This is a genomic window from Geothrix mesophila (assembly GCF_022808835.1).
GTDB classification, from domain to species: Bacteria; Acidobacteriota; Holophagae; order Holophagales; family Holophagaceae; genus Geothrix; species Geothrix paludis.
Map to the genome: position 1 here is coordinate 315,223 of NZ_JAKZLD010000003.1, position 22,401 is coordinate 337,623.

Sequence of the window (22,401 nt, forward strand, 5' to 3'; positions counted from 1 at the left end):
TGAGTGGGGACGGGTTTGAGGTTCGTCTAGTTCCGGGGTTGGGATGGTAAGTGTTGAAAATTCCCCGGGCCCAAGGATGCAGGGTGACTGATTAGGCAGACCAAAAAAAGGCGGATGGGCGTGGCTAGCGGGCGGCTTTGAAGGTGGGTTTGGTGGGGGCGTTGGCGACGGCTTGGCCGAGGTCGAAGGTGAACTGGGCTTGCTGGAGCATGCCGCGCAGGTCCCAGGTGGGGTCGTATTCGTCGGTGACCTGGTGGTAGCGCTGGCCGTAGGCGGCGGCCTTGGCTTTGAGGGTGGCGGGGTCGGCGCCCAGGTAGTCCCGGCCGCCGCCCACGGAGAGGGCGGGCACACCGGCCTGGACGAAGCTGAAGTGGTCCGAGCGGAAGTAGCCGCCCGCGGTGTCGGGACGGGTGGAGGCAACGGCGAGGCCCGAGGACTTGGCCACGGTGGCGCCCAGGTCGCCGAGGGTGCTGCGGTTGCCGAAGGGCAGGCCGATGTCCCGGGCGGGAGCCACGAAGTTGAGGCTGTCCAGGTTCAGGTCCGCCGCCGTCTTCGCCAGGGGCCAGAGGGGGCTGGCGGCGTAGGCCTTGGAACCCAGCAGCCCCTGCTCCTCCCCGCAGACGAAGAGGAACATCTGGCTGCGCCGGGCCGGAGTGTGGACGGCGGTCTGGGCCATGGCGAGCAGGGCCGCGCACCCCGAGGCATTGTCCACGGCGCCGTTGTAGATGCCGTCGCCCTCGTGACCCGGGTGGCTGTCCGGGGCCGGGGCGGCGCCCTGGCCCAGGTGGTCCCAGTGGGCGGAATAGATGACGACCTCTTCCTTCAGGGCCGGGTCGGAGCCGGGGATCACGCCGGCCACGTTGAACTGGTCGAGGGTGCGCACGGCGCTGGCGAGGGTGCCCTTGAGGCGCAGGTCCAGGGGCACGGGCCGGAAGTCGCGGCGCTGGGCGGCGGTCCGGAGGGCGTCGAGGTCCCCGCCCCCCTGCTTCACCAGGGCCCGCGCCACTTCCTCGGTGACCCAGCCCTCGAGCGGCGCCCCCTCGGGACCCTTGGCCAGCCGGAAGCGCTCCGCGTCCCAGCCGTTGCGCACCACAGGCCAGCCGTAGCTGGCGGAGGGGGTGGTGTGGATGAGCAGGATGCCGGCGGCGCCCTGGCGGGCGGCCTCCTCGAACTTGTAGGTCCAGCGGCCGAAGTAGCTGAGGTCGGGGCCCTCGAACCGCCCCGGTTCCTCGGCGGTGGGGGCGGGCTCGTTCACGAGCACCAGCAGGACCTTGCCCTTCAGATCCACGCCCTTGAAGTCGTCCCAGCGGTCCGCGGGCGACTGGATGCCGAAGCCCGCGAAGACCACCGGCGCATCGAAGGCCTGCTCGGCCCGGGCGACACCCGAACCGTAGACGATGGCCGGGCCGAAGGCGGGCGTGGCGCAGGCCCCGCCGCCCATGAAGCTGAGGACGCTGCGCTCGGGGAGGGTGCGGAGTCCCAGCAGGGAGACGGCCTGCCGGTACGAGGTCCCCTGGACGGGCTTCAGGCCCAGGGCCTGCAGCTGGGTCTCCAGGTAGCGCACGGTCAGCTCGGCCCCCCGCTGCCCGGTGCCGCGGCCCTCCAGCAGATCATCCGCCAGGAAGGCCAGATGGGCGCGAAGGGGCGCCTCCGGCACGGGGGGCGTCGCCTGGGCGAAAAAAGGGACCGTGGCCAGGAGGAACGGCAGCACGCGCATGGGGACTCCGGAGGGAGCCTCCAGCTTACCTCGCAAGACGGGGTTTGTCGGGGGGCCTTCCCAACTCAAACTGCACGGCCCCCAGCAGGGCCACGGGGGCGGTGACGGCGCGGAGGATGCTGCGGCCCAGGCTCACGGGGCACCAGCCGGCGGCGGACAGGGCCGCATACTCGGCGTCCGTGATGCCCCCTTCGGGCCCGCAGGTGAAGGCCAGGGCCTCCCGGCGCAGGTCCGGGTTGGCCTGCCCCGTGGCCAGCTCGTAGGCCACCCACTTCTGGGGCGCGTCCCAGGCCGGCAGGGCGGGGAAGGGGATGGGCGGGCGGAGCTCGGGCAGGCGGCTGCGATGGCTCTGTTCGCAGGCGGACTGGAGGATCCGCGCCCAGCGCTCGGCGCGGGCGGCGGTCTTGGCGGCATCGAACTCGCTGCGGGCGTAGGCCACGGGCTGGATGAGCGTGGCGCCGAGCTCCACCAGGGGCGCCAGCCAGTCGTCGAAGAGGCTGAGCTGCGCGGGGATCGGCAGACAGGCCTGAAGGGGGATGGGCGGCTCGCGGTCCTCGTGCAGGGGGGCCACCAGGCGGGCCACCGCCCGGCCGCGATCCAGCTCGGCGAGGTCCGCCTTCCAGGGCTGATCCCCCAGGACCAGCTCCAGGGCGTCGCCGGGCTGGAGGCGCAGGGCCCGCAGGTGGCGCGCGGCCTCGGCGCCCAGGGGCAGAATGAGGTTCTCGGCGGCGTCTGCCGGGGGGGCGAGGAAGAGTCGGGGGAGGCTCACGGGCCCCATCATCCCATGGGCATCCCATGGGAGAGCGCCCCCTCTGACTGGGGGGCTTCCGGCATTCGATAAGCTGGATGTCCTGGAGGACTCCTTGGTCGATGCCCTGCTGCAAGCCGCTCCCTGGTGGGCCTGGGGGGGCTTCCACGCCTTCGTGTTCCTGATGCTCACCCTGGATCTGGGCGTGTTCAACCGGAAGATCCACGCGCCCAGCATGCGGGAGGCCGGGATCTGGAGCGCGGTCTGGATCACACTGGCCCTCGTCTTCAACGCGGTGATCTTCCAGACGGAGGGCACCCAGAAGGGGCTGGAGTGGTTCACGGGCTACGTGCTGGAGAAGTCCCTCAGCGTCGACAACCTCTTCGTGTTCGTGCTGGTGTTCCAGAGCTTCCAGGTGGACCTGCGGCACCAGCACCGGGTGCTGTTCTGGGGCGTGCTGGGAGCCCTGGTCATGCGGGCCGCGATGATCCTCGCGGGCACGGCCCTGCTGAACCGCTTCGAGTGGATGATGTACGTCTTCGGGGGATTCCTTCTCTACACCGGCGTGAAGATGCTGCTGGTGAAGGGGGAGGATCCCGATCCCACCCAGAACCCGCTGGTGCGGGCCTTCCGCCGCTTCGTGCCCTACGACGAGCGGGGCGGTCACGAGCACTTCTGGTCATACCGGAACGGCCGCCGCTTCGCCACGCCCATGCTGCTGGTGCTCATCACCATCGAGGTGACGGACCTGGTCTTCGCCGTGGATTCCATCCCGGCGGTGCTGGCCGTGAGCCGCGACCCCTTCGTGGTCTACACCTCGAACATCTTCGCCATCCTGGGCCTGCGGAGCCTCTACTTCCTGCTGGCCAAGATGATGGACCGCTTCCACCGCCTGAAGACCGGGCTGGCCATGGTGCTGGCCTTCGTGGGTGTGAAGATGTGCGCCGCCAACTGGGTGCACATCCCCGTGCAGTACAGCCTGCTGATCATCGCCGCGATCCTGGCCGGCAGCGTGGTGGCCAGCCTGGCCTGGCCCGCGGAGCAGGACGGCGCCGAATGATGCAGGTCTGGCGCCACACCCTGGAGGCGGCCCCCGCCGCGGGGCCCTCCATCGTCACCCTGGGAACCTTCGATGGCGTCCACGCGGGCCACCGGGAGCTGCTGCGCATCGCCGCCAGCCGGGCCCGGTCCGCGGGCCTGCGAGCGGCCGTGGTCACCTTCGACCCGCACCCCACGGTGGTGGTGGCGCCCCAGCGCAAGCCGAAGCTGCTCATGACCCTGGAGCAGCGCCTGGAGGCCTTCGAATCCGAGGGCATGGACCTGGCCTGGGTGATCCCCTTCAGCCGGGCCTTCTCGGAGCTGAGTCCCGCGGCCTTCCTGGGCGGCGTGCGCCGGGCCCTCTCGCCCGTGGAGCTGCACGTGGGGCGGGCCTTCTGCTTCGGTCGGGACCGCAGCGGCAACGTCGACACCCTGGAGGCCTGGGGCGCTGAGCATGGCTGTGCCGTGCACACCCTGGCCCTGCGGGCCCCGGATGGCGGGCGCCTCTCCAGCACCCGCATCCGGGAGGCCCTGGACCGGGGCGAGGTGGAGGCCGCCGCGGAGCTGCTGGGCCATCCCTACACCCTCACGGGCGTGGTGGTGGAGGGTGACCGGCGGGGCCGGCACCTGGGCTTCCCCACGGCGAACCTGGCCTGGGACCAGGAGCAGCTGCCGGCCTACGGCGTCTACGTGACCGAAGCCTTCCTGCCTCACCACCACCCTTCGCTGGGGGCCCCCCGTCTGGGGCTCACCAACGTGGGCGAAAAGCCCACCTTCGAAGGCCGCCGCCTCACCGTGGAAACCCACCTGCCGGGCTTCGAGGGCGACCTCTACGGCGCCCGCCTCCACCTGCGCTTCCTCCACCGCCTCCGCGGCGAGGTCCGCTTCGCCTCCGTGGACGAGCTCCGGGCCCAGATCACCCAGGACGTGGCCGAAGGCACCGCCTGGTGGAAGGCCCGCCGGGCCTGAATCAGCTGGCGGCGGCCACCCGCCAGCGGGTGAGGGGGCGCTCCGAGAGGTCCCAGACCTGGAAGCCCAGGGGGAGGCGGCTCACGCCGAGGCGCTGGCGGATCTGGGCCTTGGCCGCCTCGAGGCTCTCGGCCTCGATGGGGCCGTACTCCATGAAGTAGCCGCTGAACTTGTAGCCGAAACTGCGAAAAGAGGTCCGCATGGGGGCTCCATCAATCCCGTTTCCAAAATATTCGTCTTTTATTCGTTTTCGTCAAGGCGGAATCACGAAAAAAGTTTGGAAGCGGGGGAGGAACCCTTCCAGCTTGGGCCCACCCATGGGACAGGGGCTGTCGAATCCACGGCCCGCCCGGTCATCCGGTTCAGTGGAACCAGAGTTCTACACGGGCCTGGAAGGGGGGTGCCAGGGGGCGGGGCAGCGGTCGCGGCAGCGGCCGGAGGATCACGCGGCCCTCGTCGCAGTCTTCTTCGCGGTAGGGTCGGGCGTAGGCTTCGGGGTAGTAGTCGCCCCGGCGCTCCCAGCGGCCGTCCTCCCAGGGGCGGTAGGAATCCCGGCAGGCATCCCGTTCCACGATCACCACGCGGCGGGGGCGGCGCCAGGGGTTATGGGCAGAGAGAGGGAAGGCGGCGAGGGTGGCGAGGGCGAGCAGGGCCAGACGGCGCATGGGACCTCCTTGCGGGAGCGGGGTGGGTCACCCCGTGCGGAAGACGTCTCACGAGCCGTGCCAGATCTGGAAGTGAAGCCATCAAGCCGGTTGGCTTCGTGAAGGCGCAGGCTCGCCGCGCGAAATGCAACATCGGAGCCCGCAGGCGTGGCAGGGGGCGACGCGGTCAGCGTTCCCGCCGGTCCCCCACCACCACGGCGGGCACCCCGGCGACGATGGCCCACTCGGGCACGTCCTTCGTGACCACGGCCCCCATGGCCACCACGGCGTGGTCGCCGACGGTGACGCCGTCCGTGACGCCGGCGTCGGCGCCGATCCAGACATCGCGGCCGATGCGGATGCCGCGGGAGCGCACGGGCTGGTCCTTGAGATCGCGGTCCGGCTTCATCCCGTGATCGAAGGCGTAGATCGCCGCCCCGCTGGCGATCCGCGTGCCGTCGCCGATGGTGATGCCCTTGCGGCCGCCATCGAGACGGGCGCCGGCGTTCACGCTGACATCGCTTCCCAGGGTCAGGGGTCCGTGCAGGAAGGCCTGGGCGGCGATGGCGCAGCGGTCGCCCAGCACGATGCCGCGCCCGGGCTCGCCGAAGACGGCGGCATCGGGCGCGATGAAGCAGCCCGCGCCGAGGGTCACGGTCTCCTGGGCCACGAGGCGCGCCTGCACCTCGGCCTGCCAGGCCTCGGCCCAGGCCCGGTGCCGGGGCTTGAGGGCGAAGTACAGCCATGGCATCCAGGCCAGGCGGCGCTGGTGCTGCTCCCGCAGGGCCTCGAGGTCGCGCATGGGGTCATGGTAGCGGGTACAGTGGGCCATGCCCCACCTCGGCCCCCTGCCCACCTGGTCCTTCGCCCTCGGCGTGGCGACGTCGCTGTTCTCGGTGCTGAACCCCATCAGCGCCGCGGCCATCTTCGCCAGCGCCACCACGGGCATGGAGCAGCCGGCCCTGCGCCGCAGCGCCAAGAAGGCCGCCCTCACGGCGGGCGCGGCCATGCTGGCCTTCGCCCTGGTGGGCCAGTTCATCTTCAGCCTCTTCGGCTTCACGGCGCTGGCCATGCGCTTCGTGGGCGGCGTGCTGGTGCTCTACCGGGCCATCGCCATGCTCTACGGCGAGGATCCCCGCGAGCGCAGCACCGAGGACGAGAAGGCCGAGGCCAGCCGCAAGCTGCCGGAGGACTTCGCCATCATCCCCTTCGGCATCCCGCTGGTGGCGGGCCCAGGCACGCTGTCGACGGTGATGGGCATGATCGCGGGCATCAGCTGGCTGGAGTACGGCGTGGTGCTGCTGGCCATCTTCCTGAACACCTGGATCGTCTACCTCTTCCTGCGCAAGGCGCCGGCCGTCTTCGCCCGTCTGGGCGCCATCGGCACCAAGGTGGTGAACAAGCTCATGGGCCTCATCCTGGCGGCCGTGGCCATGCAGTTCCTCATCAACGGCGTGAAGGCCCTCTACGTCGAGATGCGGGAGACGCCGCCGGTGGCCGTCATCTCGACGAAGTAGCTACTTCAGGGCCGCCTCGATGGCGGCGCGAAGGTCGGCGCTGTCGGGGGCGACCTTGCTGGGGAAGGCCTGGAGCACCTGGCCGTCCTTGCCCACGAGGTACTTGTGGAAGTTCCAGGCGGGCTCGCCGTGCTTGGCGGTGAGGAACTGGTACACGGGGGCCTGGTGCGCGCCCTTCACGTCCAGCTTCTCGAAGAGGGGGAAGGTCACGCCGTAGTTCTTCTGGCAGAAGCTCTCGATCTGGGCCGCGGTGCCGGGCTCCTGGGCGCCGAACTGGTTGCAGGGGAAGCCGAGCACCACCAGGCCGCGGTCCTTGTAGTCCGCGTAGAGCTTCTGCAGCCCCGCGTACTGGGGCGTGAAGCCGCATTCGCTGGCCACGTTCACGGCCAGCACGACCTTGCCCTGGTAGGCGGCCAGGGACTGGGGCTTGCCGTCCAGGGTGCGAAGGGTGATCTCGTGCAGGGACATGGGGACCTTCCTTTCGGCGGCGGGCAGGGACAGGGCGAGGAAGAGGGCGAGGGCGGCGCGCAAGGAACCTCCGGGGACACCGGTTGGATGCCGCCGCCGGAGGGGCCGTGCCGGGCTGGGGAAAAAGATTGAAGAGCCACGGTCTCCGGCGAGGATCTGCGTTAGCCTTTGAATCGACTGGACCTCCCCATGCCCGAATCCAGCCCGTTCCGCCCGACGCCCCCGGAGGCCGCCGTCACCGGCGCAGCCCGGATCGCGCTGACCTACGCGATCCTCTCGGCCGCCTGGATCCTGTTCTCGGACCGCCTGGTGCAGGCCCTCACGACGGACCCGGCCTGGATGACGGCCCTGAGCATCCTCAAGGGCTGGGCCTTCGTGGCCGTCACCGCCACGATGCTGTTCCTGATGGTGCGGCGCCTGGTGGCCCGCGTGGCCCACCGGGAGGCCCAGTTCCGCACGCTGATCCACGCCATTCCCGACATGGTGTGGCTGAAGGATCCGCAGGGCGTCTACCTCGCCTGCAACCCCGCCTTCGAGCGGTTCTTCGGGGCCCCGGAGGCCGCCATCCAGGGGAGGACCGACCATGACTTCCTCCCGAAGGAAGAAGCGGACTTCTTCCGCCAGAAGGACCGGGAGGCCATGGCCGCCGGGGGTCCCCAGGCCAACGAGGAGTGGGTCACCCTGGCGGACGGCGGCGGCCGCGTCCTGCTGGAGACCTTGAAGACGCCCATGCGGGACCGCTCCGGCGCCCTCATCGGCGTGCTGGGCATCGCGCGGGACATCACGGAGCAGGACAGCCACACCCGGGAGCGGGCGAAGCTCCAGGCCCAGCTCTTCGAGGCGCAGAAGCTGGAATCCATCGGGCGCTTCGCGGGCGGCGTGGCCCACGACTACAACAACATGCTGGGGGTGATCCTCGCGAACGCCGACCTGGCCCTGGACCGGATGGAGGTGGACCGGCCCGAGCGGAGGTACCTCGAGGAGATCATCAAGGCGGCCCGCCATTCGGCGGACCTCACCTCCCGGATGCTGGGCTTCGCCCGGCGGCGGGCGCTGGAGGCGAAGGAAGTGGATCTCAACCGGGCCGTGACGGAGCTCCTGCCCGTCCTGGGCCGGCTGGCGGGCGAGCGCATCCGGATCGACTGGGCGCCGGCCGCGAACCTGTGGCCCGCGCTGGCCGACCCGACCCAGCTCGAGCAGGTGCTCACGAACCTGGTGGCCAACGCCCGGGATGCCATCGAGGGGCCAGGCCGGATCCGGCTGGAGACCGCCAACTGGACGCTGGTGGACGGGGATTGCGCGGCCTGGATCGAGGCGGAGCCGGGCGAGTACGTGGGCATCCACGTGGCCGACACCGGCGCCGGCATGGCGCCTGGCCTGGTACCCGACATCTTCGAGCCCTTCTTCACCACCAAGGCTTCGGGCCACGGCACCGGCTTGGGGCTGGCCATGGTCCACAACATCGTCCGGCAGCACCGGGGAACCCTGCAGGTGGACACGGCCCCCGGGCGGGGCACCACCTTCCGCGTGCTGCTGCCGCGGGCCGGTGGCGCGCGGGGCGAGGCTTCCGCTACTTCCGCAGCTTCATCAGGTCCAGGAAGATCACCAGCGCCATGAGGGAGGCCAGGAGGATGAAGCCGCCCGTGAGGATCTTCTCCTTCAGCTCGATGGTGAGATCCTTGCGCCGCGCCCGTTCGAAGGCCAACAGGGCCATGTGGCCGCCGTCCAGGGCCGGGATGGGCAGGGCGTTGAGGATGGCGAGCTGGAGGCTGATGGCCCCGCACATGAAGAGAAAGGTCTCCCAGCCGTGCTGGGCTGCCTTGCTGCCCTGCTTGATGATGCCGATGGGACCGGCCACCTCGGCGCTGCGGGCCTGAAAGGTGACGAGGCGCTTCAGGAAGCCGAAGACCTGGCCCGTGAGGCGCCAGGAGGTCTCCACCGCGTAGCGGCCGCCGGTCCACAGGTCGCCCGCCTGGAAGGGGCGGAACTCCAGGGGCGTGGCCACGGGCAGGGGCATGAAGCCCAGGCGACCCTTGCCGCCCTCGGCCCGGGGCGTGAGCGGGAGCTCCAGGGGCTTGCCGTCCCGGGTGAGGCGGAAGGGCACGGGCTGGTCCGGGTGGGCCTGGATGTAGGCCACGGCCGCCTCCCACTGGGCGCCGGGGAAGCTCAGGTCGCCGATGCCGCGCAGCTCATCGCCCACCTTGAGGCCGCCTTGCTCCGCGGCGCTGCCGGACACCACCTCCACCACGGTCCAGGTCTCCTGCACCTTGGTGACGCGGGCCTGGTGGACGCCCACGAGGCCGAAGAGCACCAGCGTGGTGGCCAGGTTGGCCAGGATGCCGCCGCTGTAGAAGAGCATCCGCTTGCCGAAGGGCTGCTGGAGGAAGCCGTAGGGATCCTCGGCACCGGGCTCCTCGGGGTTGAAACCCGCCAGCTTCACGTAGCCGCCCAGGGGCAGCAGGGAGAGGCGCACGTCCGTCTCGCGCCACTTGAAGCCCAGCAGGCGTGGGCCGAAGCCCAGGGAGAAGACTTCGACCGGCATGCCCATCCACTTGGCCGCCAGGAAGTGGCCGCCCTCGTGAAGGAAGATCAGGCCGCCCAGCATGAGCACGGGGCCCCAGAACCCGGCTCCGGGCAGCTTGAAGGCGAAGAGGAAGGCGGCGGCGAAGGCGAAGCTGAAGGACAGGGACAGGCGGAAACGGTTCATGGACACCCGAGGATCAGGCCCTGGCTCGGACCCATCCTTCAGCATGACGCCTCGCGGCCCGGTCCGCATCCAGCACTTGGCCCAGGGAGGCCAGGGGCTGGGCGGGAATCCGAGCCAGGGTGTCCCAGTTGCAGGCCTGGATGTCCCAGAAGCCGATGCGGCCTTGGAGGAAAGCGGCCACGGCCACTTCGTTCGCGGCGTTCAGCAGGGCCGGGGCCGTGCCGCCCTCCCGCAGGGCCTCGAAGGCCAGACCCAGACAGGGGAACCGCTCCAGGTCCGGAGCCTCGAAGGTCCAGGCCCGGGCCTCCTCCCAGGGGTACGGGGCCACGGGGCCGGGCTGCTTGTCCGGGTAGAGCAGGCAGTACTGGATGGGCAGCTTCATGTCGTTGGCGCAGACCTGGAGCTGGTAGCTGCCGTCGTGGAAGCCCACCATGGCGTGCACCTGGCTCTGGGGATGCACGGTGACCGCCACCTGGTCCGCCGTGAGGCCGAAGAGCACCGAGGCCTCGATGACCTCCAGGCCCTTGTTCATCAACGTGGCGCTGTCGATGGTGATCTTGGGCCCCATCTTCCAGGTGGGGTGGTTGAGGGCCTCCTGGATGGTGGCGGCCTGGATGCGGGCCAGGGGCCAATCGCGGAAGGGCCCGCCGCTGGCGGTGATGCGCACCTCGCGGATGGACGCCCGGTCGCGGCCGTCCAGCAGCTGGTGCAGGGCCGCGTGCTCGCTGTCCACAGGCAGCAGCTCGCCGCCGCCGGCGCGCGCCGCCTCGTGCATGAGGGCACCCCCCACCACCAGGGATTCCTTGTTGGCCACGCAGACCCGGCGGCCCGCGCGCAGGGCGGCCTCGGTGCTGGCCAGCCCGGCGCTGCCCACGATGGCGGCCACCACCGTGTCGGCGTCCGCATGGAGGGCGCAGGCCAGGAGGCCGTCGTCCCCCCAGTGGACCTCGGGCCGGTAGGCCAGGTTCGCCCGCAGCCACTCCGCATCCTCCCGCGAGCCCACGGACACGCACCGGGGCCGGAAGGTGTCGCACTGCTCCCTCAGCAGCTCCCGGTTCCGTCCCCCGGCCAAGGCCACCACGGACAGCCGCTCCGGGTGGGCTCGCACCACATCGAGCGTGGAAGTGCCGATGCTCCCCGTGGAGCCGAGGAGGGCGAGGTGTCTCACGTCAGTTGAATCCATGGACGAAGTGGACATAAGCGAACAGCACCGGGGCCGCGAACACCAGACTGTCCACGCGGTCGAGCACGCCGCCGTGGCCGGGGATGCTCACGCCCACGCAGGAATCCTTCACGCCGGTGCTGCGCTTCCAGGTGCTCTCCACCAGGTCCCCAAGCTGGCCCACGATGCCCAGCAGCAGGCCCAGGGCCACGGCGTCCACCACGGACCACTCGGAGCAGACCGTGGCCTTCATGAGGAAGGCGCCGAGCAGGTTGCCGCCCAGGTTGCCGAGGGCGCCCTCCCAGCTTTTCTTGGGGCTCACCCGGGGCGCGAGCTTGTGCTTGCCGAGGAAGGTGCCCACGAAGTAGGCGGCGCTGTCGCCGAACCAGGTGATGATGAAGAGAGCCAGGATGAGGCGGCTGCCGGTCCTGGGCAGGGTGCCCTGCAGCATGAACAGCTTCTGCTGGAAGCCCAGGCCGAAGCCCATGTAGAGCGCCCCGAGCCAGGTGATGGCCTGGCTGGGCAGGGCCTCCTCCAGCTTCCGGTCGAAGAAGAGGGCGCCGAAGTGGATCACCAGGCCCCCGACTGTGAGGACCAGCCAGAGCGGCAGCGGATCCTGGCCGCCCGTGGCCAGGAAGAAATGGGCGAGGATGCCCCAGCCCACCAGGGTTCCCGCGGCCAGGGAGGGGTTGAAGCCCCGCACCCGGGCCATGAGGGTCATCTCGCGGACGCCTCCTAGGATGGCGAGGGCCATGAGGGCCAGGTAGGTCCAGGGGGCCCAGGGCTGGTCGCCGAACCAGAGGAGGCTGAAGAAGAAGACGCCGAAGACCAGGGCCGTGGTGATGCGCACGGTCATGTTCTTCGTGTCGACCTTGGGCGTGGTCCGTTCCATCAGATCCCCCCGAAGCGCCGTTCGCGCTGGGCGTAGTCCTCAAGCGCTTCCTTCAGCTCCGCGGGGCCGAAGTCCGGCCACAGGAGGTCGGTCATGTAGAGTTCCGCATAGGCGGACTGCCAGAGCAGGAAATTCGAGATGCGATGCTCGCCGCTGGTGCGGATGAGCAGGTCCACGTCCGGTACGCCGGCGGTCCAGAGGCGGGCGTCCAGGGCGACCTCGTCCACCTGATCGGGCCGGAGGCCGTCCTCCACGCAGCGCCGGGCGGCCTGGGCCAATTCCAGGCGCGACCCGTAGTTCACGGCCAGGTGGAAGGTCATGCCCGGATTCCCGGTGGTGGCCTTCTCCAGGGCCCGCATGTCCGCCTGGATGCCGTCGGGCATCCCCTCAAGGGCACCCAAGTGGTGGAAGCGGATGCCCTTGCGGGCCAGCTGGTGGACAAACATGCGCAGGTACATGCGCAGGAGGGCCATGAGAGCGGCCACCTCCTGGGGGGGGCGCTTCCAGTTCTCCGTGGAGAAGGCGTAGAGACTCAGGTGCCGGATGCCCGCGTCCGAAGCGGCCTCCAGGATGCGCTCCACCGCCTGCACCCCGGCCTTGTGCCCCTTGATACGGGGCCACCCCCGTTGCGCCGCCCAACGGCCGTTGCCGTCCATAATGATCGCGACGTGGGTCGGGACGGTCATCGTGGGCTCCCGGTTGGATGGAAGCCCGCCCCTTCCGCGTGGCCGGCCTCGCGTATGCCCGCAGGGCATACCGAGAAGATGATCGCGACGTGGGTCAGGACGGTCATCGTAGGCTCCCCGTTGGATGGAAGCCCGCCCCTTCCGCGCGGCCGGCCTCGCGTATGCCCGCAGGGCATACCGAGAAGATGATCGCGACGTGGGTCGGAATGCTCATCGTGGGCCTAGATGCCGGTTCAAGCGGCCGGTTCCTCGTGGGCGGCCTCGCGTATCCCCGGAGGGGATACCGAGATGATGATCGCGACATGGGTCGGGACGGTCATCGCGCCGGAAACCTCGGAAAGGTGAAAAAGGTCATGCTATCACGGGGCCTGCCGTAAAGCTGGGGAGCGGCTTGTCTTCCGAAGGCCCGTGTTAGGCTTGACTCCACTTTTTCCCTGGCGAACCCATGGTTCAGTTCAATACCCGCGCCAATGAGATCCTGCTCAAGCTGGTCTACTACGGGCCGGGTCTCTCGGGCAAGACGACCAACCTGCAGTCCCTGCACGCCATGTGTTCGGACCGGCAGCGCGGCGAGCTTTTTTCCGTCAACACCCAGGAAGACCGGACCCTCTTCTTCGACCTGCTGCCCATCAACCTGGGCTATGTCTACGGAAATTCCATCCACCTGCAGATCTACACCGTGCCGGGCCAGGTGCAGTACGACGCCAGCCGGCGGGTGGTGCTGGGCGGGGCGGACGGGGTGGTCTTCGTGGCGGATTCCAGCGAAGCCAAGATGCAGGACAACGTGGACTCGCTGTCGAACCTGTACCACAACCTCAATGCCAACCGCCTGAACATCAAGCAGATCCCCTTCGTCCTCCAGTACAACAAGCGGGACCTGCCCGACGCCCTGGCCGTGGGCGTCATGAACCGCCGCCTGAACTTCCGCAACGTCCCCTACTTCGAATCCGTGGCCAACCGGGGTCCCGGTGTGCTGGACACCTTCCTGGCCATCACCCGGGAGACGGTGGATTACACCTTCCGCAAGTACCACCTGGACAAGAAGATCAAGGATTTCGACGGGATGCTCGCCCTCATCGAATCCAACGTGCGCTCGACCCTGCGGGAGCTTCCGCCTCCGCCGGAACCGGCCGGGGCGGAACCTGGGACGGAACCCGCGCCGGTGGCGGATGTGACAGTCCTGAAGCACGGCAACGTGACCGTGACCGACCTCCAGCCCGGCCGCGCGGCGGATCCCCAGGAGCTGCTGGAGAGCGCCCTCCAGTCGAACATGGAGACGGCCCGGCTCTACTCCGAGCTGAAGCAGGCCAAGGAGTCCCTGGAAAAGAAGAACGAGGAGATGACCCAGCTCTACGCCCAGCTGGAGCGGGTGAACCAGGACAACCAGAAGACCCGGAAGTACCTGGAAGGCCTCATCCAGAACATGGGCGAGGCCCTGGTGTCCTTCTCCGCCGACGGGAAGATCCTCACCTGGAACGCCGCCGCCGAGCGCATCTTCGGGTATTCCCGGCCGGAGATCGTAGGCCACAGCATCTGCAAGCTGACTCCCGGAGGGGAGCGGGGCGACCTGGACCAGGTCATCCAGCAGGTGAGCCGGGGCCAGGTGGTCCGCGACGTCGACACGGTCCGGGTCCGGAAGGCGGGGGAGACCTTCCCCGCCAGCGTCACCTACGCCCCGGTGCGGGGCGCCGATGACCGCGTCCTGGCGGTATCGGCCCTGGTGCGGGACACGAGCGAGACCCAGGCCCTGGAGACGCAGCTGGTCCGTTCCCAGAAGCACGAGGCCCTGGGGCGGCTGGTCCCGGCCCTCTTCCACGAGGCCTCGAACCGGCTCACCCCCGTGCTGCTGGAGGCCCGCCTCATCTCCGAATCCGCCCTGGATCCCCACCAGGCGGAGCAGGCCGCGCGGCTGGTGAAGGCCGTGGACTCGGTGCAGAGCCTGCTGGATCCCCTCCAGACGGTGCTGAACCCGCCCTCCCCCGCCCGGGTGCGGACCCAGCTCAACCAAGTCATCCAGGAGGCGGTGGACCTCGTGGAACTGAAGGCCCGGCGCATGGAGGTCGACCTGGATCTGAGCCTGGACCCCGCCCTCCCCGAAGCGCCCCTGGATCCGGTCCTCATGCGCCAGGCCCTGACGAACCTGATGCTGAACGGCCTCCAGGCCCTGGCCGCCAGCCCGGTCAAGCGCCTGCGCGTGGCCACCCGCGCGGTGGACGGCCACATCCAGGTGGTGGTCCAGGATTCGGGCACCCCGCTGCCGGAGGCCGAGCTTCCGGGCCTGTTCGATCCCGCCTCGGCCTCGACCCCGGAGGCCCTGGGCCTGCCGGTGGCCCACCTCATCGCCCGCCAGCACGGCGGACAGCTCACGGTGCGGAGCCAGGCCAGCCTGGGGAACGCCTTCCTGATGGAGCTGCCCCTCGCGGGGCCCGCGGACTCGGCGACGGCGCCCGCGGCCGGAGCCACGGGACTCCAGGGGCGCCGCGCCCTGGTGGTGGACGACGAGGCCTTCCTGCTGGAGTGCCTGGTGGACGCCCTCCAGGTCTGGGGATTGGAGGTCACTCCCGCCGGGCGGGGCGATGAGGCGGTCGAGCGCCTCAAGGCCGCCACCTTCGATCTGATCGTCTCCGACATCCGCATGCCGGGGCTGTCGGGCGTGGACCTCTTCGAGTGGCTGCGGGCCCAGCAGCCGGCCCTGACGCGCCGCATCCTCTACACCACCGGCGACTCCTTCGACGCGAAAACCCGGGACTTCCTGGAGACGAACCAGGTGCCCCATCTGGGTAAGCCTTTCGATCTAAAACAATTGAAACGAAGCCTGGAGCAATTGCTAGAGACTCCGATCGAGGCGTGAGCCCCCCTGCTGCGGCATAATGGGGACTCTCATCGCACCCTCAACGAGGAGCCTCCTATGCAGCGCCGCTGGGTCTTGGCAGTCATCGTGGGTTCGGGCCTCCTGGCCCAGACGCCCCAACCCGTCCCCCCTCCTGCGCCCGCTCCTGCACCGGCCCCCGCGCCGGCTCCGGCGCCAGCCCCTGCGCCCGCTCCCGCGCCGACTCAGGTGCCCGAGCCCAAGCCCGCCGAGGTGAAGGCCGAGGCCCCGGCCGCGCCCCAAGCCGAAGCGAAGCCTGAAGCGAAACCCGAAGCGAAACCCGAAGCGAAGCCCTTCGACCAGCTCCGCCCCAGCCAGCGGAAGCTGGCCTACACCCTGCAGCGCGCCGCCCTCTCCGCCCACGAGCTGGGCTACTACCGGAGCCACCCCAAGGCCGTCGAGGTCCGCGACGCCCTCGGCGCCCTCGTGGCCGTGAAATCCATCCTCCCGGAGAAGGCCTCGGCCGCCATCCCCGCCGTCGAGACGTACCTGGCCAAGGTGCGCGCCCAGCACGGGCTCTATGACGCCGACGGGAAGAAGCTCCTCCTCGAGACCACCTGGAAGGACCTGCAGGTCGCGGCCCGCGCCGCCGCGAAGGCCGACGCCAAGGGGCTGGAGCCGCGCCTCGCCAAGCTGCGGGGCCTCCTGCTCGATCCGAAGGTGGACGCCGCCGCCCCGGCCTGGACGGCGCCCGAGCCGCCGGCCAAGGGCAAGAAGGCCAAGGCCGCCAAGGGGCCCAAGGCGCCCGAGGGCTTCGCCAACCAGAAGGCCATCACGGCCCTGTGGGTGAAGCGGGCCCAGGCCTGGATCGACAACACCCGCCAGGAGGTGGACGTCAAGGGCGAGAAGAAGATGCGCAGCGTGCCCGATCCCACGCAGACCAAGGCCCTGAACGCCCTGATGATCTGGCTGGAGAACGAGGACCTCGACCTGCTGCGCGATCCCGGGTTCGGCTGGCTGGATCTGCGCCGCCTCGGCGCCACGCCCGGCGCCGCCCTGCTGGCCCACGCCAACGACATCGCCACCTCCAAGGCCCCCGAAGGGCCGGCGGGCGAGCTGACCCTGCTGCCGACCCTCGAACCCGTGATGGCCGAGAGCAAGTTCAGCAAGGGCGACGAGAAGCGCCAGGTGCTGTCCGACGTGAAGCAGGGTGCTCCCGCCGCGGACCTCGTGGCTCAGATGGCCGCCTTCGAAAAGCTGGCCCGCAGCCGGGACTTCGACGTCAAGTAGGCCGGAAGTCGGCCGCAGAAAGGGAGGGGGCGCCGAGGCGCCCCCTCCCTTTCTGCATGAACCAGGATCGCGAAAGTCGGACCGCTCAGAATCGGAACGTCATCCCGATCTGGATGGCGTTGGCCTTCGGGTCCCAGGCCGTCTGGTTCGCGTAGCTGCTCCCGACGTACCGCAGTTCCGCTCCCAGGGTGGCATTGAAGTTGTATCCGAGCCCGGCCGAGTATCCGAAGCGGGTCGAGGTCTGGGAGGCCGACGTTTCAGGGAAGGATCCGATGGCGGGGATCGTGGTGTCCACGCTCCAGCGATGGAGGCCGAGCCCGGCGGTCAGGTAAAGGCCATCCGGCTTTCCGCCCGGGAAGTACAGGTAGTCCGCGCCGAGGCTGAGATCGTTCGCCTTGGTCTTGAATCCGTTGACCGTGCCTTCGGGGTAGAACACGGCATCGAACCTCGGCCTGATCACGTGGCCCGCGCCCAGGTCGAAGGTGACGTGGGCGCCGAGCCCGGCCCCGGGCTTGTTGTCGACCGCGGTCTTCAGGTCGCCGGTCGGGAGGTTCGCGTGGAGCTGGAGACCGAAGCGCGGCTCCTCAGCCCGGGTCTGGACCGCCCCGAAGGCGAGGGCCACGGCCAACGCGGTGAACAGACGAGGACAAACGGGCATGACGCCTCCGGATGGCATCCATTGAGGATGTGTGGGTAAAAGACACCCATTGAATGAAGCCATCGCGCCCGAAGTTTCAGGCGATCGAATCAGCGGGGCCGATTCACTCCTCGCCCTTCCGCTGCTTCCCTTCCGGATCGAACTGGTAGCCCACGCTGCGGATGGTGTGGACCCAGCGGGGGTGGTGGGGATCCAGCTCCATCACGCGCCGGATGCGGACGATGAAGTTGTCCACGGTGCGGCTGGTGGGGTAGGCGTCCTCGCCCCAGACCTTGTCCAGGATGTCCGTGCGGCTCACCACCTGGCCGGGCCGCTCCATGAGCAGGCGGAGGATCATGCACTCCTTCATGCCCAGCTGGAAGGGACCGTTGGGCCCCTCGCCGCAGTAGTTGTCGAAGTCCACCCAGTGGGCCCCGAAGGCCTGTCGGCTGCTCATCTCGCGGTTCCGGTACCAGGCCTCCCGCCGGAGGATGGCCCGCACCCGCAGCAGCAGCTCCTTCACCTGGAAGGGCTTGCCCAGGTAGTCGTCGGCGCCGGTCTCGAAGCCATGCACGCGGTCGTCGTCCGTGTTCTTGGCCGTGAGGAAGAGGATGGGCGTGAAGTTCTTGGCCTCGCGCACCTTCTGGCAGATGGTGAAGCCGTCCATGCCCGGCAGCATCACGTCGAGGATCACCAGGTCGTAGGCCTCGGCCAGGATCTGCTTCAGGGCCTGGTCGCCCCGGGGGATCCAGGTGCAGGCCAGCCCCTCCAGCTCGAGGTTGAGCTTGATGCCCTCGGCGAGGCTGAGCTCGTCTTCCACCAGCAGGATCTTGGGCTCGGGCATGGCGCACTCCGGCAACTCGTTGATCCTACTAGAATAGGAAGCGGAGCGCCCATGGACCCGTATCTCAGCATCGTCATCCCCATCTACAACGAGGAGGAGAACATCCCCACGCTGTGGGCGCGCCTGTCCAAGGCGATGGCGGAGTCCTTCACGGACTCCTCGAAACCCTGGGAGGTCATCTTCACGGATGACGGCAGCCGGGACCGCAGCCTGGTCCTGCTGGTGGCCATCGCCAAGGAGGAACCCCGCGTGAAGGTCGTGGAGTTCAACCGGAACTACGGCCAGCACAGCGCCATCTTCGGCGCCTTCGCCGAGGTCAAGGGCCGCATCATCGTCACCCTGGACGCGGACCTCCAGAACCCGCCCGAAGAGATCCCCAAGCTCGTGGCCAAGGTGGAGGAGGGCTACGACGTGGTGGGCGGCTGGCGCCAGGGCCGCCAGGCCAACGACAGCTTCTTCCGCACCATGCCCAGCAAGATCGTCAACGCCGTCACCCGCAAGACCACGGGCGTGAAGCTTCACGACTACGGCTGCATGCTGCGGGCCTACAGCCGCGAGGTGGTGGACGCCATGCTGCTCTGCAAGGAGCGCTCGAGCTTCATCCCCGCGCTGGCCAACAGCTTCGCCAAGCGCATCACCGAGGTGCCTGTGGCCCACGCCGAGCGTGCCGCCGGCGAGAGCAAGTACGGCCTCTGGAAGCTCATCAACCTCCAGTTCGACCTGCTCACCAGCTTCAGCCTGATCCCCCTCCAGGCCCTCAGCGTGTTCGGCGTTGTCACGGCGGGCTTCGGCTTCATCCTCTTCCTGGGCCTGGTGGTCTACCGCTTCCTGCATCCCGAAGGCACGGCCCAGGGCGTGTTCACCCTCTTCGCCATCCTCTTCTTCTTCGTGGGGTGCCAGTTCATCGCCTTCGGCCTGCTGGGCGAGTACATCGGCCGCATCTACCAGGAAGTGCGCGACCGGCCCCGCTACATGGTGAAGAAGGTCCACCAGGCGCAGTAGGCCGCGGGCCCGATCTATCCCGGAGGCCTACCCGGCCGGGAACGCTACCGTGACGACCAGACCGGAACCCGTGGCGGGATCCGACAGCTCCACTTCGGCGCCCAGGGCGCGGGCCACCTCCTGGACGATGGACAGGCCCAGGCCGCACCCGGGCGTGTCGTCGCTGCCGAGCCGGCAGAACCGCTCGAACACCCGGGCGCGGTCGGCGGGGGCGATGCCGGGCCCGTTGTCCTCGAGGGTCAGGACCGGACGCCCCTCGACCCTGCGGAGCGAAAGCGTGACCCGCCCGCCCGGGGGCGTGTAGCGGAGGGCGTTGTCCACGAGGTTGGCCACCAGCTCGTGGAGCATGATGGACGAGGCGGGCAGGTCCACGCGTCCCTCGGGGCGGTCGAAGCCCAGATCGATGCAGCGCGACTGGGCCAGTGTCGCCTGCTCCTCGAGCACCCGCTGGGCCAGCTCCGCCAGGTCCACCACCTCGCCGGGCCGGCGGGCCAGGGCCCCGGCCTCGGCCCGGGACAGGGCGAGCAGCTGGTTCACGAGGCGAGTCCCCTGGCGGACGCCGTCGGACATGGCCCCGAGGGTTTCGTCCTTGACGGCCGGATCCGGGCTGCGGAGGCCGTAGTTGGCCTGGGTCTGAAGCACGGCGAAGGGGGTGCGGAGCTGGTGCGAGGCGTTGGCGATGAAGCGGCTGCGGACCGCCATCTGGGCGTCCAGGCGCTGGATGTAGCCGTTGAGGGACTCCACCAGGGGCCGGAGCTCCTGGGGCATGGGCCCGGCCTGGATGGGCTCCAGCGAGCCCGGCGTGCGCCGTCCCACCTCATCCCGGAGGCGGAGGATGTCCTTCAGGCCCCGGCGCAGGGCGAACCAGATCAGGAGGCCGGCGAGGGCCAGCGTCCACAGATCCTGCCGCAGGGTGGTGGTCCAGAGCTTCCGCGCCAGCTGGTCGTGGTCCTGGAGGGTCTGGGCCACTTCGATGATCACCGGGCCCTCGGCGGGAGCCGCGAAGACGGGCTGGGCGTAGGCCACCACCCGTACGGGCTCGCCCCGGACTTCCGTCTGGAAGTACACCGACTCCTCGGGGCGGGGTGCCTCCACCGGGGGCGGCAGCTCCGCGTAACCCGAGAGGAGCACGCCCTTGGGCGAGGCGATGCGGTAGTACACCCGGTCCTGGGCCCTGGACTGGAACAGCTCCAGGGCCGCCGGGGGGATGGCCACGTCAAGGAGACCATCCTCGAACTGGATCTGCTGGGCGATGATGCGGGCCGATCCGAGCAGCAGGCGGTCCTGCACCATGTCGGCCGTATGCCGAGCCTCCCGCCGGGCCAGGGTGAGGTTCGTGAGCGCGAGGGCGCCCAGGGGCACCAGCAGCCACAGCAGCAGGCGGGCCCGGAGGCTGAGGGTGGATTCAGATTTCATGGCGCGGCTTCAGAAGGTAGCCGAGGCCCCGGAGCGTCACGATCACCGCGTCGCCCGGCTCGAGCTTCCGGCGGAGCCGGTGGACGTAGATCTCGATGGCGTCCGGGTTCACGTCCTGGTCCAGGGAGTACAGGCTCTCGGCCAGGGCCTTCTTGCTCACTGTCCGGCCTGCCTTCATCATCAGCCCCTCCAGCACGGCGTGCTCCCGGGGTGTCAGGGCCAGGGGCGCGCTCGACAGGGTGAATTCGCGGCGATTGCTGTCGTAGACCAGCGAGCCGCAGGCGAACACCGGGTTCTTCTGCTGGTGGACGCGCCGGAGCAGGGCCCGGATGCGGGCTTCCAGCTCATGCACCTCGAAGGGCTTGACCATGTAGTCGTCGGCGCCGAAATCGAGGCCCTCCACCCGGTCCCGGGTGGCATCGAAGGCCGTGAGGATCAGCACCGGCACGGCATTGCGCCGGCTCCGCAGGCGCTTGAGGATCTCCCGGCCGTCCAATCCCGGAAGGGCCAGGTCGAGGATCACCAGGTCGTAAGCCTCCGTGCGGAGGAGGCCATCCGCCTCCAGGCCATCGTGGGCGCACTCCACCGTGTACTTGTCCGCCCTCAGGGTCCGGGCCAGCCACTCGGAGAGGGCGCGGTTGTCCTCGACCAGCAGGAGTTTCATGGGCGGCGGATTCCGGGGGAGGTCACTTGACGGCGTTCACGAATTCCAGCGTATAGGTGCTGGCGAGCTCCACGGCCTTCCCCTGGAGGGAGCGCTCCGTGTGGGTCAGGATGCGAAGGACGTTGGCAGGGCCGTTGGCGGGCATCCGGCCATCGGGGATGAAGATGGGCTTGGTGCGCGCCAGGGCCTTGATGTAGATGGCCTTGTCCTGTCCGTAGTAGTCGGCGGGGACATGGGCGGCGATCTCGGCCGCCGTGTGGCCCTGGATGTAGCGGAGGGCCTTCACCAGCGCGTTGACGAGCTTCTGCACCTCGGGCTTGTGGCGGTTCACCCAGGCCGTCTGCATGTAGAGGCAGGAGGCCGGGTAGGGGCCGCCCAGGGCCCGGGCCGTATCCTCCGGGGTGCGGAGGTCCACCAGCACCCGCGCCTTGCCGGTGGCGAGCAGTCGCGACGCCGTGGGCTCGGTGGTCATGCCGGCGCCGATCGTTCCGCTGCTCATGGCTTCGATGAAGGAATCGCCGGTGCCCACGGGCTTGAAGGTCACCTGGTTCAGCCGCAGCCCCGCCGACAGGGCGAGGTAGCGGGAGAGGAACTGGGTGGACGAGCCGAGCCCGGTGACGCCGAGGGTCTGCCCACCGAGGTCGGCCATGGTGCGCACCTTGGGCAGCCGGGAGGACACCAGCTCCACTTCGCCGGGGGCCTGCGAGAACTGGACCACCGACACCACGGCCTTGCCTTGGGTCTGCATGTAGACGGTGTGATCGTAGAAGCCGACCACGCCCTGGGCCCCGCCCACGAGGAGCATGTCCACCCCGCGGACGCCCGCCCATTCGCTGCGGACCTCCACCTCCAGCCCCTCCTGCTCGAAGTAGCCCAGCTGCTGGGCCAGCTTCACGGGAAGGTAGATGATCTTCTCGATGCCGCCCACCATCAGGACGATGCGCTCGGCGGCGCGGCCGGGCCAGGCGGCTCCCGCCAGCAGGAAGGCTGCAAGCGCGAGGGATCTGGATGGGCACGTCATGGCGGCTCCGGATCGGATTCGGGGGTCTTCCAGGATGATCGCACCGGCGCGCGCCGAACGCGCCGCGTGACCGTACGCACATCCGGGGGCACTGAAAGCTGGCTGAAAGGTTGGCCTCCTAGATTCCCAGTGATCTACCCCGTTTCGCCCCGATCCCTCTCCCGGGAGGC

General features: G+C 69.5%; 22 protein-coding genes. 7 read left to right on the top strand and 15 right to left on the bottom strand.

What is annotated here, in order from left to right; all coding sequences use genetic code 11:
• Positions 1 to 124 precede the first annotated feature (124 nt).
• Positions 125 to 1,717 carry a M28 family peptidase gene (locus MLG87_RS11440; protein WP_243295301.1) on the bottom strand — a complete coding sequence of 531 codons (1,593 nt, stop codon included), beginning with the start codon at positions 1,715 to 1,717 and terminating at the stop codon, positions 125 to 127.
• A 25-nt stretch (positions 1,718 to 1,742) separates the two neighbouring features.
• Positions 1,743 to 2,486 carry an RsmE family RNA methyltransferase gene (locus MLG87_RS11445; protein ID WP_243295302.1) on the bottom strand — a complete coding sequence of 248 codons (744 nt, stop codon included), beginning with the start codon at positions 2,484 to 2,486 and terminating at the stop codon, positions 1,743 to 1,745.
• A 94-nt stretch (positions 2,487 to 2,580) separates the two neighbouring features.
• Between MLG87_RS11445 and MLG87_RS11450 the strand changes: the two genes are divergently transcribed.
• Together MLG87_RS11450 and MLG87_RS11455 are read left to right on the top strand one after the other, a co-directional pair.
• Positions 2,581 to 3,525: a TerC family protein gene (locus MLG87_RS11450; protein WP_243295303.1), complete on the top strand. Its 945-nt coding sequence runs from the start codon at positions 2,581 to 2,583 to the stop codon at positions 3,523 to 3,525.
• Positions 3,522 to 4,472, top strand: a complete 951-nt coding sequence (locus tag MLG87_RS11455) for a bifunctional riboflavin kinase/FAD synthetase (protein ID WP_243295304.1) — start codon at positions 3,522 to 3,524, stop codon at positions 4,470 to 4,472. The genes MLG87_RS11450 and MLG87_RS11455 overlap by 4 nt, the downstream gene beginning before the upstream one ends.
• Position 4,473: 1 nt before the next feature.
• On the opposite strand, the gene MLG87_RS11460 is transcribed toward MLG87_RS11455, so the two are convergent.
• From MLG87_RS11460 to MLG87_RS11470, 3 genes are all read right to left on the bottom strand, one after another.
• A complete protein-coding gene (locus MLG87_RS11460) occupies positions 4,474 to 4,674 on the bottom strand; it encodes a hypothetical protein (RefSeq protein ID WP_243288494.1) in 201 nt (66 codons plus the stop codon).
• Between the two features lie 160 nt (positions 4,675 to 4,834).
• Positions 4,835 to 5,137, bottom strand: a complete 303-nt coding sequence (locus tag MLG87_RS11465; RefSeq protein WP_243295305.1) for a hypothetical protein — start codon at positions 5,135 to 5,137, stop codon at positions 4,835 to 4,837.
• A 166-nt stretch (positions 5,138 to 5,303) separates the two neighbouring features.
• A complete protein-coding gene (locus MLG87_RS11470) occupies positions 5,304 to 5,948 on the bottom strand; it encodes an acyltransferase (RefSeq protein WP_243295306.1) in 645 nt (214 codons plus the stop codon).
• Here MLG87_RS11470 and MLG87_RS11475 point away from each other — a divergent pair.
• Entirely contained in the window at positions 5,947 to 6,633 is a 687-nt protein-coding gene (locus tag MLG87_RS11475; protein ID WP_243295307.1) for a MarC family protein, read from the top strand. The genes MLG87_RS11470 and MLG87_RS11475 overlap by 2 nt on opposite strands.
• On the opposite strand, the gene MLG87_RS11480 is transcribed toward MLG87_RS11475, so the two are convergent.
• Positions 6,634 to 7,101 carry a glutathione peroxidase gene (locus MLG87_RS11480; RefSeq protein ID WP_425250893.1) on the bottom strand — a complete coding sequence of 156 codons (468 nt, stop codon included), beginning with the start codon at positions 7,099 to 7,101 and terminating at the stop codon, positions 6,634 to 6,636.
• Positions 7,102 to 7,290: 189 nt separating this feature from the next.
• On the opposite strand from MLG87_RS11480, the gene MLG87_RS11485 reads away from it, so the two are divergent.
• Positions 7,291 to 8,718 (top strand): two-component system sensor histidine kinase NtrB, encoded by a 1,428-nt coding sequence (locus MLG87_RS11485; RefSeq protein WP_243295309.1) that lies wholly within the window; start codon positions 7,291 to 7,293, stop codon positions 8,716 to 8,718.
• On the opposite strand, the gene MLG87_RS11490 is transcribed toward MLG87_RS11485, so the two are convergent.
• Genes MLG87_RS11490 through uppS form a run of 4 tightly spaced genes read right to left on the bottom strand, consistent with a single transcriptional unit; the run spans position 8,672 to position 12,548 of the window.
• Positions 8,672 to 9,808: a M50 family metallopeptidase gene (locus tag MLG87_RS11490; protein WP_243295310.1), complete on the bottom strand. Its 1,137-nt coding sequence runs from the start codon at positions 9,806 to 9,808 to the stop codon at positions 8,672 to 8,674. The two genes, MLG87_RS11485 and MLG87_RS11490, sit on opposite strands and share 47 nt — an antisense overlap.
• A 13-nt stretch (positions 9,809 to 9,821) precedes the next feature.
• The gene (gene dxr / locus MLG87_RS11495; protein ID WP_243295311.1) at positions 9,822 to 10,976 is read right to left on the bottom strand and encodes a 1-deoxy-D-xylulose-5-phosphate reductoisomerase; all 1,155 of its coding nucleotides are present in this window, start codon (positions 10,974 to 10,976) and stop codon (positions 9,822 to 9,824) included.
• 1 nt (position 10,977) lies between these two features.
• Positions 10,978 to 11,862 carry a phosphatidate cytidylyltransferase gene (locus tag MLG87_RS11500; protein ID WP_243295312.1) on the bottom strand — a complete coding sequence of 295 codons (885 nt, stop codon included), beginning with the start codon at positions 11,860 to 11,862 and terminating at the stop codon, positions 10,978 to 10,980.
• The gene (gene uppS / locus MLG87_RS11505; protein WP_243295313.1) at positions 11,862 to 12,548 is read right to left on the bottom strand and encodes a polyprenyl diphosphate synthase; all 687 of its coding nucleotides are present in this window, start codon (positions 12,546 to 12,548) and stop codon (positions 11,862 to 11,864) included. Before uppS ends, MLG87_RS11500 begins: the two co-directional genes overlap by 1 nt.
• A 445-nt stretch (positions 12,549 to 12,993) precedes the next feature.
• On the opposite strand from uppS, the gene MLG87_RS11510 reads away from it, so the two are divergent.
• A complete protein-coding gene (locus tag MLG87_RS11510; protein ID WP_243295314.1) occupies positions 12,994 to 15,399 on the top strand; it encodes a PAS domain S-box protein in 2,406 nt (801 codons plus the stop codon).
• A 57-nt stretch (positions 15,400 to 15,456) separates the two neighbouring features.
• A complete protein-coding gene (locus MLG87_RS11515) occupies positions 15,457 to 16,647 on the top strand; it encodes a hypothetical protein (protein ID WP_243295315.1) in 1,191 nt (396 codons plus the stop codon).
• An 85-nt stretch (positions 16,648 to 16,732) separates the two neighbouring features.
• On the opposite strand, the gene MLG87_RS11520 is transcribed toward MLG87_RS11515, so the two are convergent.
• Together MLG87_RS11520 and MLG87_RS11525 are read right to left on the bottom strand one after the other, a co-directional pair.
• Positions 16,733 to 17,305 (bottom strand): outer membrane beta-barrel protein, encoded by a 573-nt coding sequence (locus tag MLG87_RS11520; RefSeq protein WP_243295316.1) that lies wholly within the window; start codon positions 17,303 to 17,305, stop codon positions 16,733 to 16,735.
• A gap of 103 nt (positions 17,306 to 17,408) precedes the next feature.
• Positions 17,409 to 18,128 (bottom strand): response regulator transcription factor, encoded by a 720-nt coding sequence (locus tag MLG87_RS11525; RefSeq protein WP_243295317.1) that lies wholly within the window; start codon positions 18,126 to 18,128, stop codon positions 17,409 to 17,411.
• Between the two features lie 51 nt (positions 18,129 to 18,179).
• On the opposite strand from MLG87_RS11525, the gene MLG87_RS11530 reads away from it, so the two are divergent.
• On the top strand, positions 18,180 to 19,130 hold the full coding sequence (locus MLG87_RS11530) for a glycosyltransferase (protein WP_243295318.1): 951 nt from the start codon (positions 18,180 to 18,182) through the stop codon (positions 19,128 to 19,130).
• 27 nt (positions 19,131 to 19,157) lie between these two features.
• Here MLG87_RS11530 and MLG87_RS11535 read toward each other — a convergent pair whose 3' ends face one another.
• The 3 genes from MLG87_RS11535 to MLG87_RS11545 are packed head-to-tail and all read right to left on the bottom strand — an operon-like array spanning position 19,158 to position 22,231.
• Positions 19,158 to 20,546 (bottom strand): sensor histidine kinase, encoded by a 1,389-nt coding sequence (locus tag MLG87_RS11535; RefSeq protein WP_243295319.1) that lies wholly within the window; start codon positions 20,544 to 20,546, stop codon positions 19,158 to 19,160.
• Complete coding sequence (locus MLG87_RS11540) at positions 20,536 to 21,210, bottom strand: response regulator (RefSeq protein WP_243295320.1); 675 nt, start codon at positions 21,208 to 21,210, stop codon at positions 20,536 to 20,538. Before MLG87_RS11540 ends, MLG87_RS11535 begins: the two co-directional genes overlap by 11 nt.
• 22 nt (positions 21,211 to 21,232) lie before the next feature.
• The gene (locus tag MLG87_RS11545) at positions 21,233 to 22,231 is read right to left on the bottom strand and encodes an ABC transporter substrate-binding protein (RefSeq protein ID WP_243295321.1); all 999 of its coding nucleotides are present in this window, start codon (positions 22,229 to 22,231) and stop codon (positions 21,233 to 21,235) included.
• Between the last annotated feature and the right edge of the window lie 170 nt (positions 22,232 to 22,401).

Coding starts and splice junctions, on each gene's coding strand:
- MLG87_RS11440 (WP_243295301.1), bottom strand. CDS start 1,717: ATGCGCGTGCTGCCGTTCCTCCTGGCCACGGTCCCTTTTTTCGCCCAG.
- MLG87_RS11455 (WP_243295304.1), top strand. CDS start 3,522: ATGATGCAGGTCTGGCGCCACACCCTGGAGGCGGCCCCCGCCGCGGGG.
- MLG87_RS11460 (WP_243288494.1), bottom strand. CDS start 4,674: ATGCGGACCTCTTTTCGCAGTTTCGGCTACAAGTTCAGCGGCTACTTC.
- MLG87_RS11465 (WP_243295305.1), bottom strand. CDS start 5,137: ATGCGCCGTCTGGCCCTGCTCGCCCTCGCCACCCTCGCCGCCTTCCCT.
- MLG87_RS11475 (WP_243295307.1), top strand. CDS start 5,947: ATGCCCCACCTCGGCCCCCTGCCCACCTGGTCCTTCGCCCTCGGCGTG.
- MLG87_RS11470 (WP_243295306.1), bottom strand. CDS start 5,948: ATGGCCCACTGTACCCGCTACCATGACCCCATGCGCGACCTCGAGGCC.
- MLG87_RS11480 (WP_425250893.1), bottom strand. CDS start 7,101: ATGTCCCTGCACGAGATCACCCTTCGCACCCTGGACGGCAAGCCCCAG.
- MLG87_RS11485 (WP_243295309.1), top strand. CDS start 7,291: ATGCCCGAATCCAGCCCGTTCCGCCCGACGCCCCCGGAGGCCGCCGTC.
- MLG87_RS11490 (WP_243295310.1), bottom strand. CDS start 9,808: ATGAACCGTTTCCGCCTGTCCCTGTCCTTCAGCTTCGCCTTCGCCGCC.
- MLG87_RS11500 (WP_243295312.1), bottom strand. CDS start 11,862: ATGGAACGGACCACGCCCAAGGTCGACACGAAGAACATGACCGTGCGC.
- uppS (WP_243295313.1), bottom strand. CDS start 12,548: ATGACCGTCCCGACCCACGTCGCGATCATTATGGACGGCAACGGCCGT.
- MLG87_RS11510 (WP_243295314.1), top strand. CDS start 12,994: ATGGTTCAGTTCAATACCCGCGCCAATGAGATCCTGCTCAAGCTGGTC.
- MLG87_RS11515 (WP_243295315.1), top strand. CDS start 15,457: ATGCAGCGCCGCTGGGTCTTGGCAGTCATCGTGGGTTCGGGCCTCCTG.
- MLG87_RS11520 (WP_243295316.1), bottom strand. CDS start 17,305: ATGCCCGTTTGTCCTCGTCTGTTCACCGCGTTGGCCGTGGCCCTCGCC.
- MLG87_RS11525 (WP_243295317.1), bottom strand. CDS start 18,128: ATGCCCGAGCCCAAGATCCTGCTGGTGGAAGACGAGCTCAGCCTCGCC.
- MLG87_RS11530 (WP_243295318.1), top strand. CDS start 18,180: ATGGACCCGTATCTCAGCATCGTCATCCCCATCTACAACGAGGAGGAG.
- MLG87_RS11535 (WP_243295319.1), bottom strand. CDS start 20,546: ATGAAATCTGAATCCACCCTCAGCCTCCGGGCCCGCCTGCTGCTGTGG.
- MLG87_RS11540 (WP_243295320.1), bottom strand. CDS start 21,210: ATGAAACTCCTGCTGGTCGAGGACAACCGCGCCCTCTCCGAGTGGCTG.
- MLG87_RS11545 (WP_243295321.1), bottom strand. CDS start 22,231: ATGACGTGCCCATCCAGATCCCTCGCGCTTGCAGCCTTCCTGCTGGCG.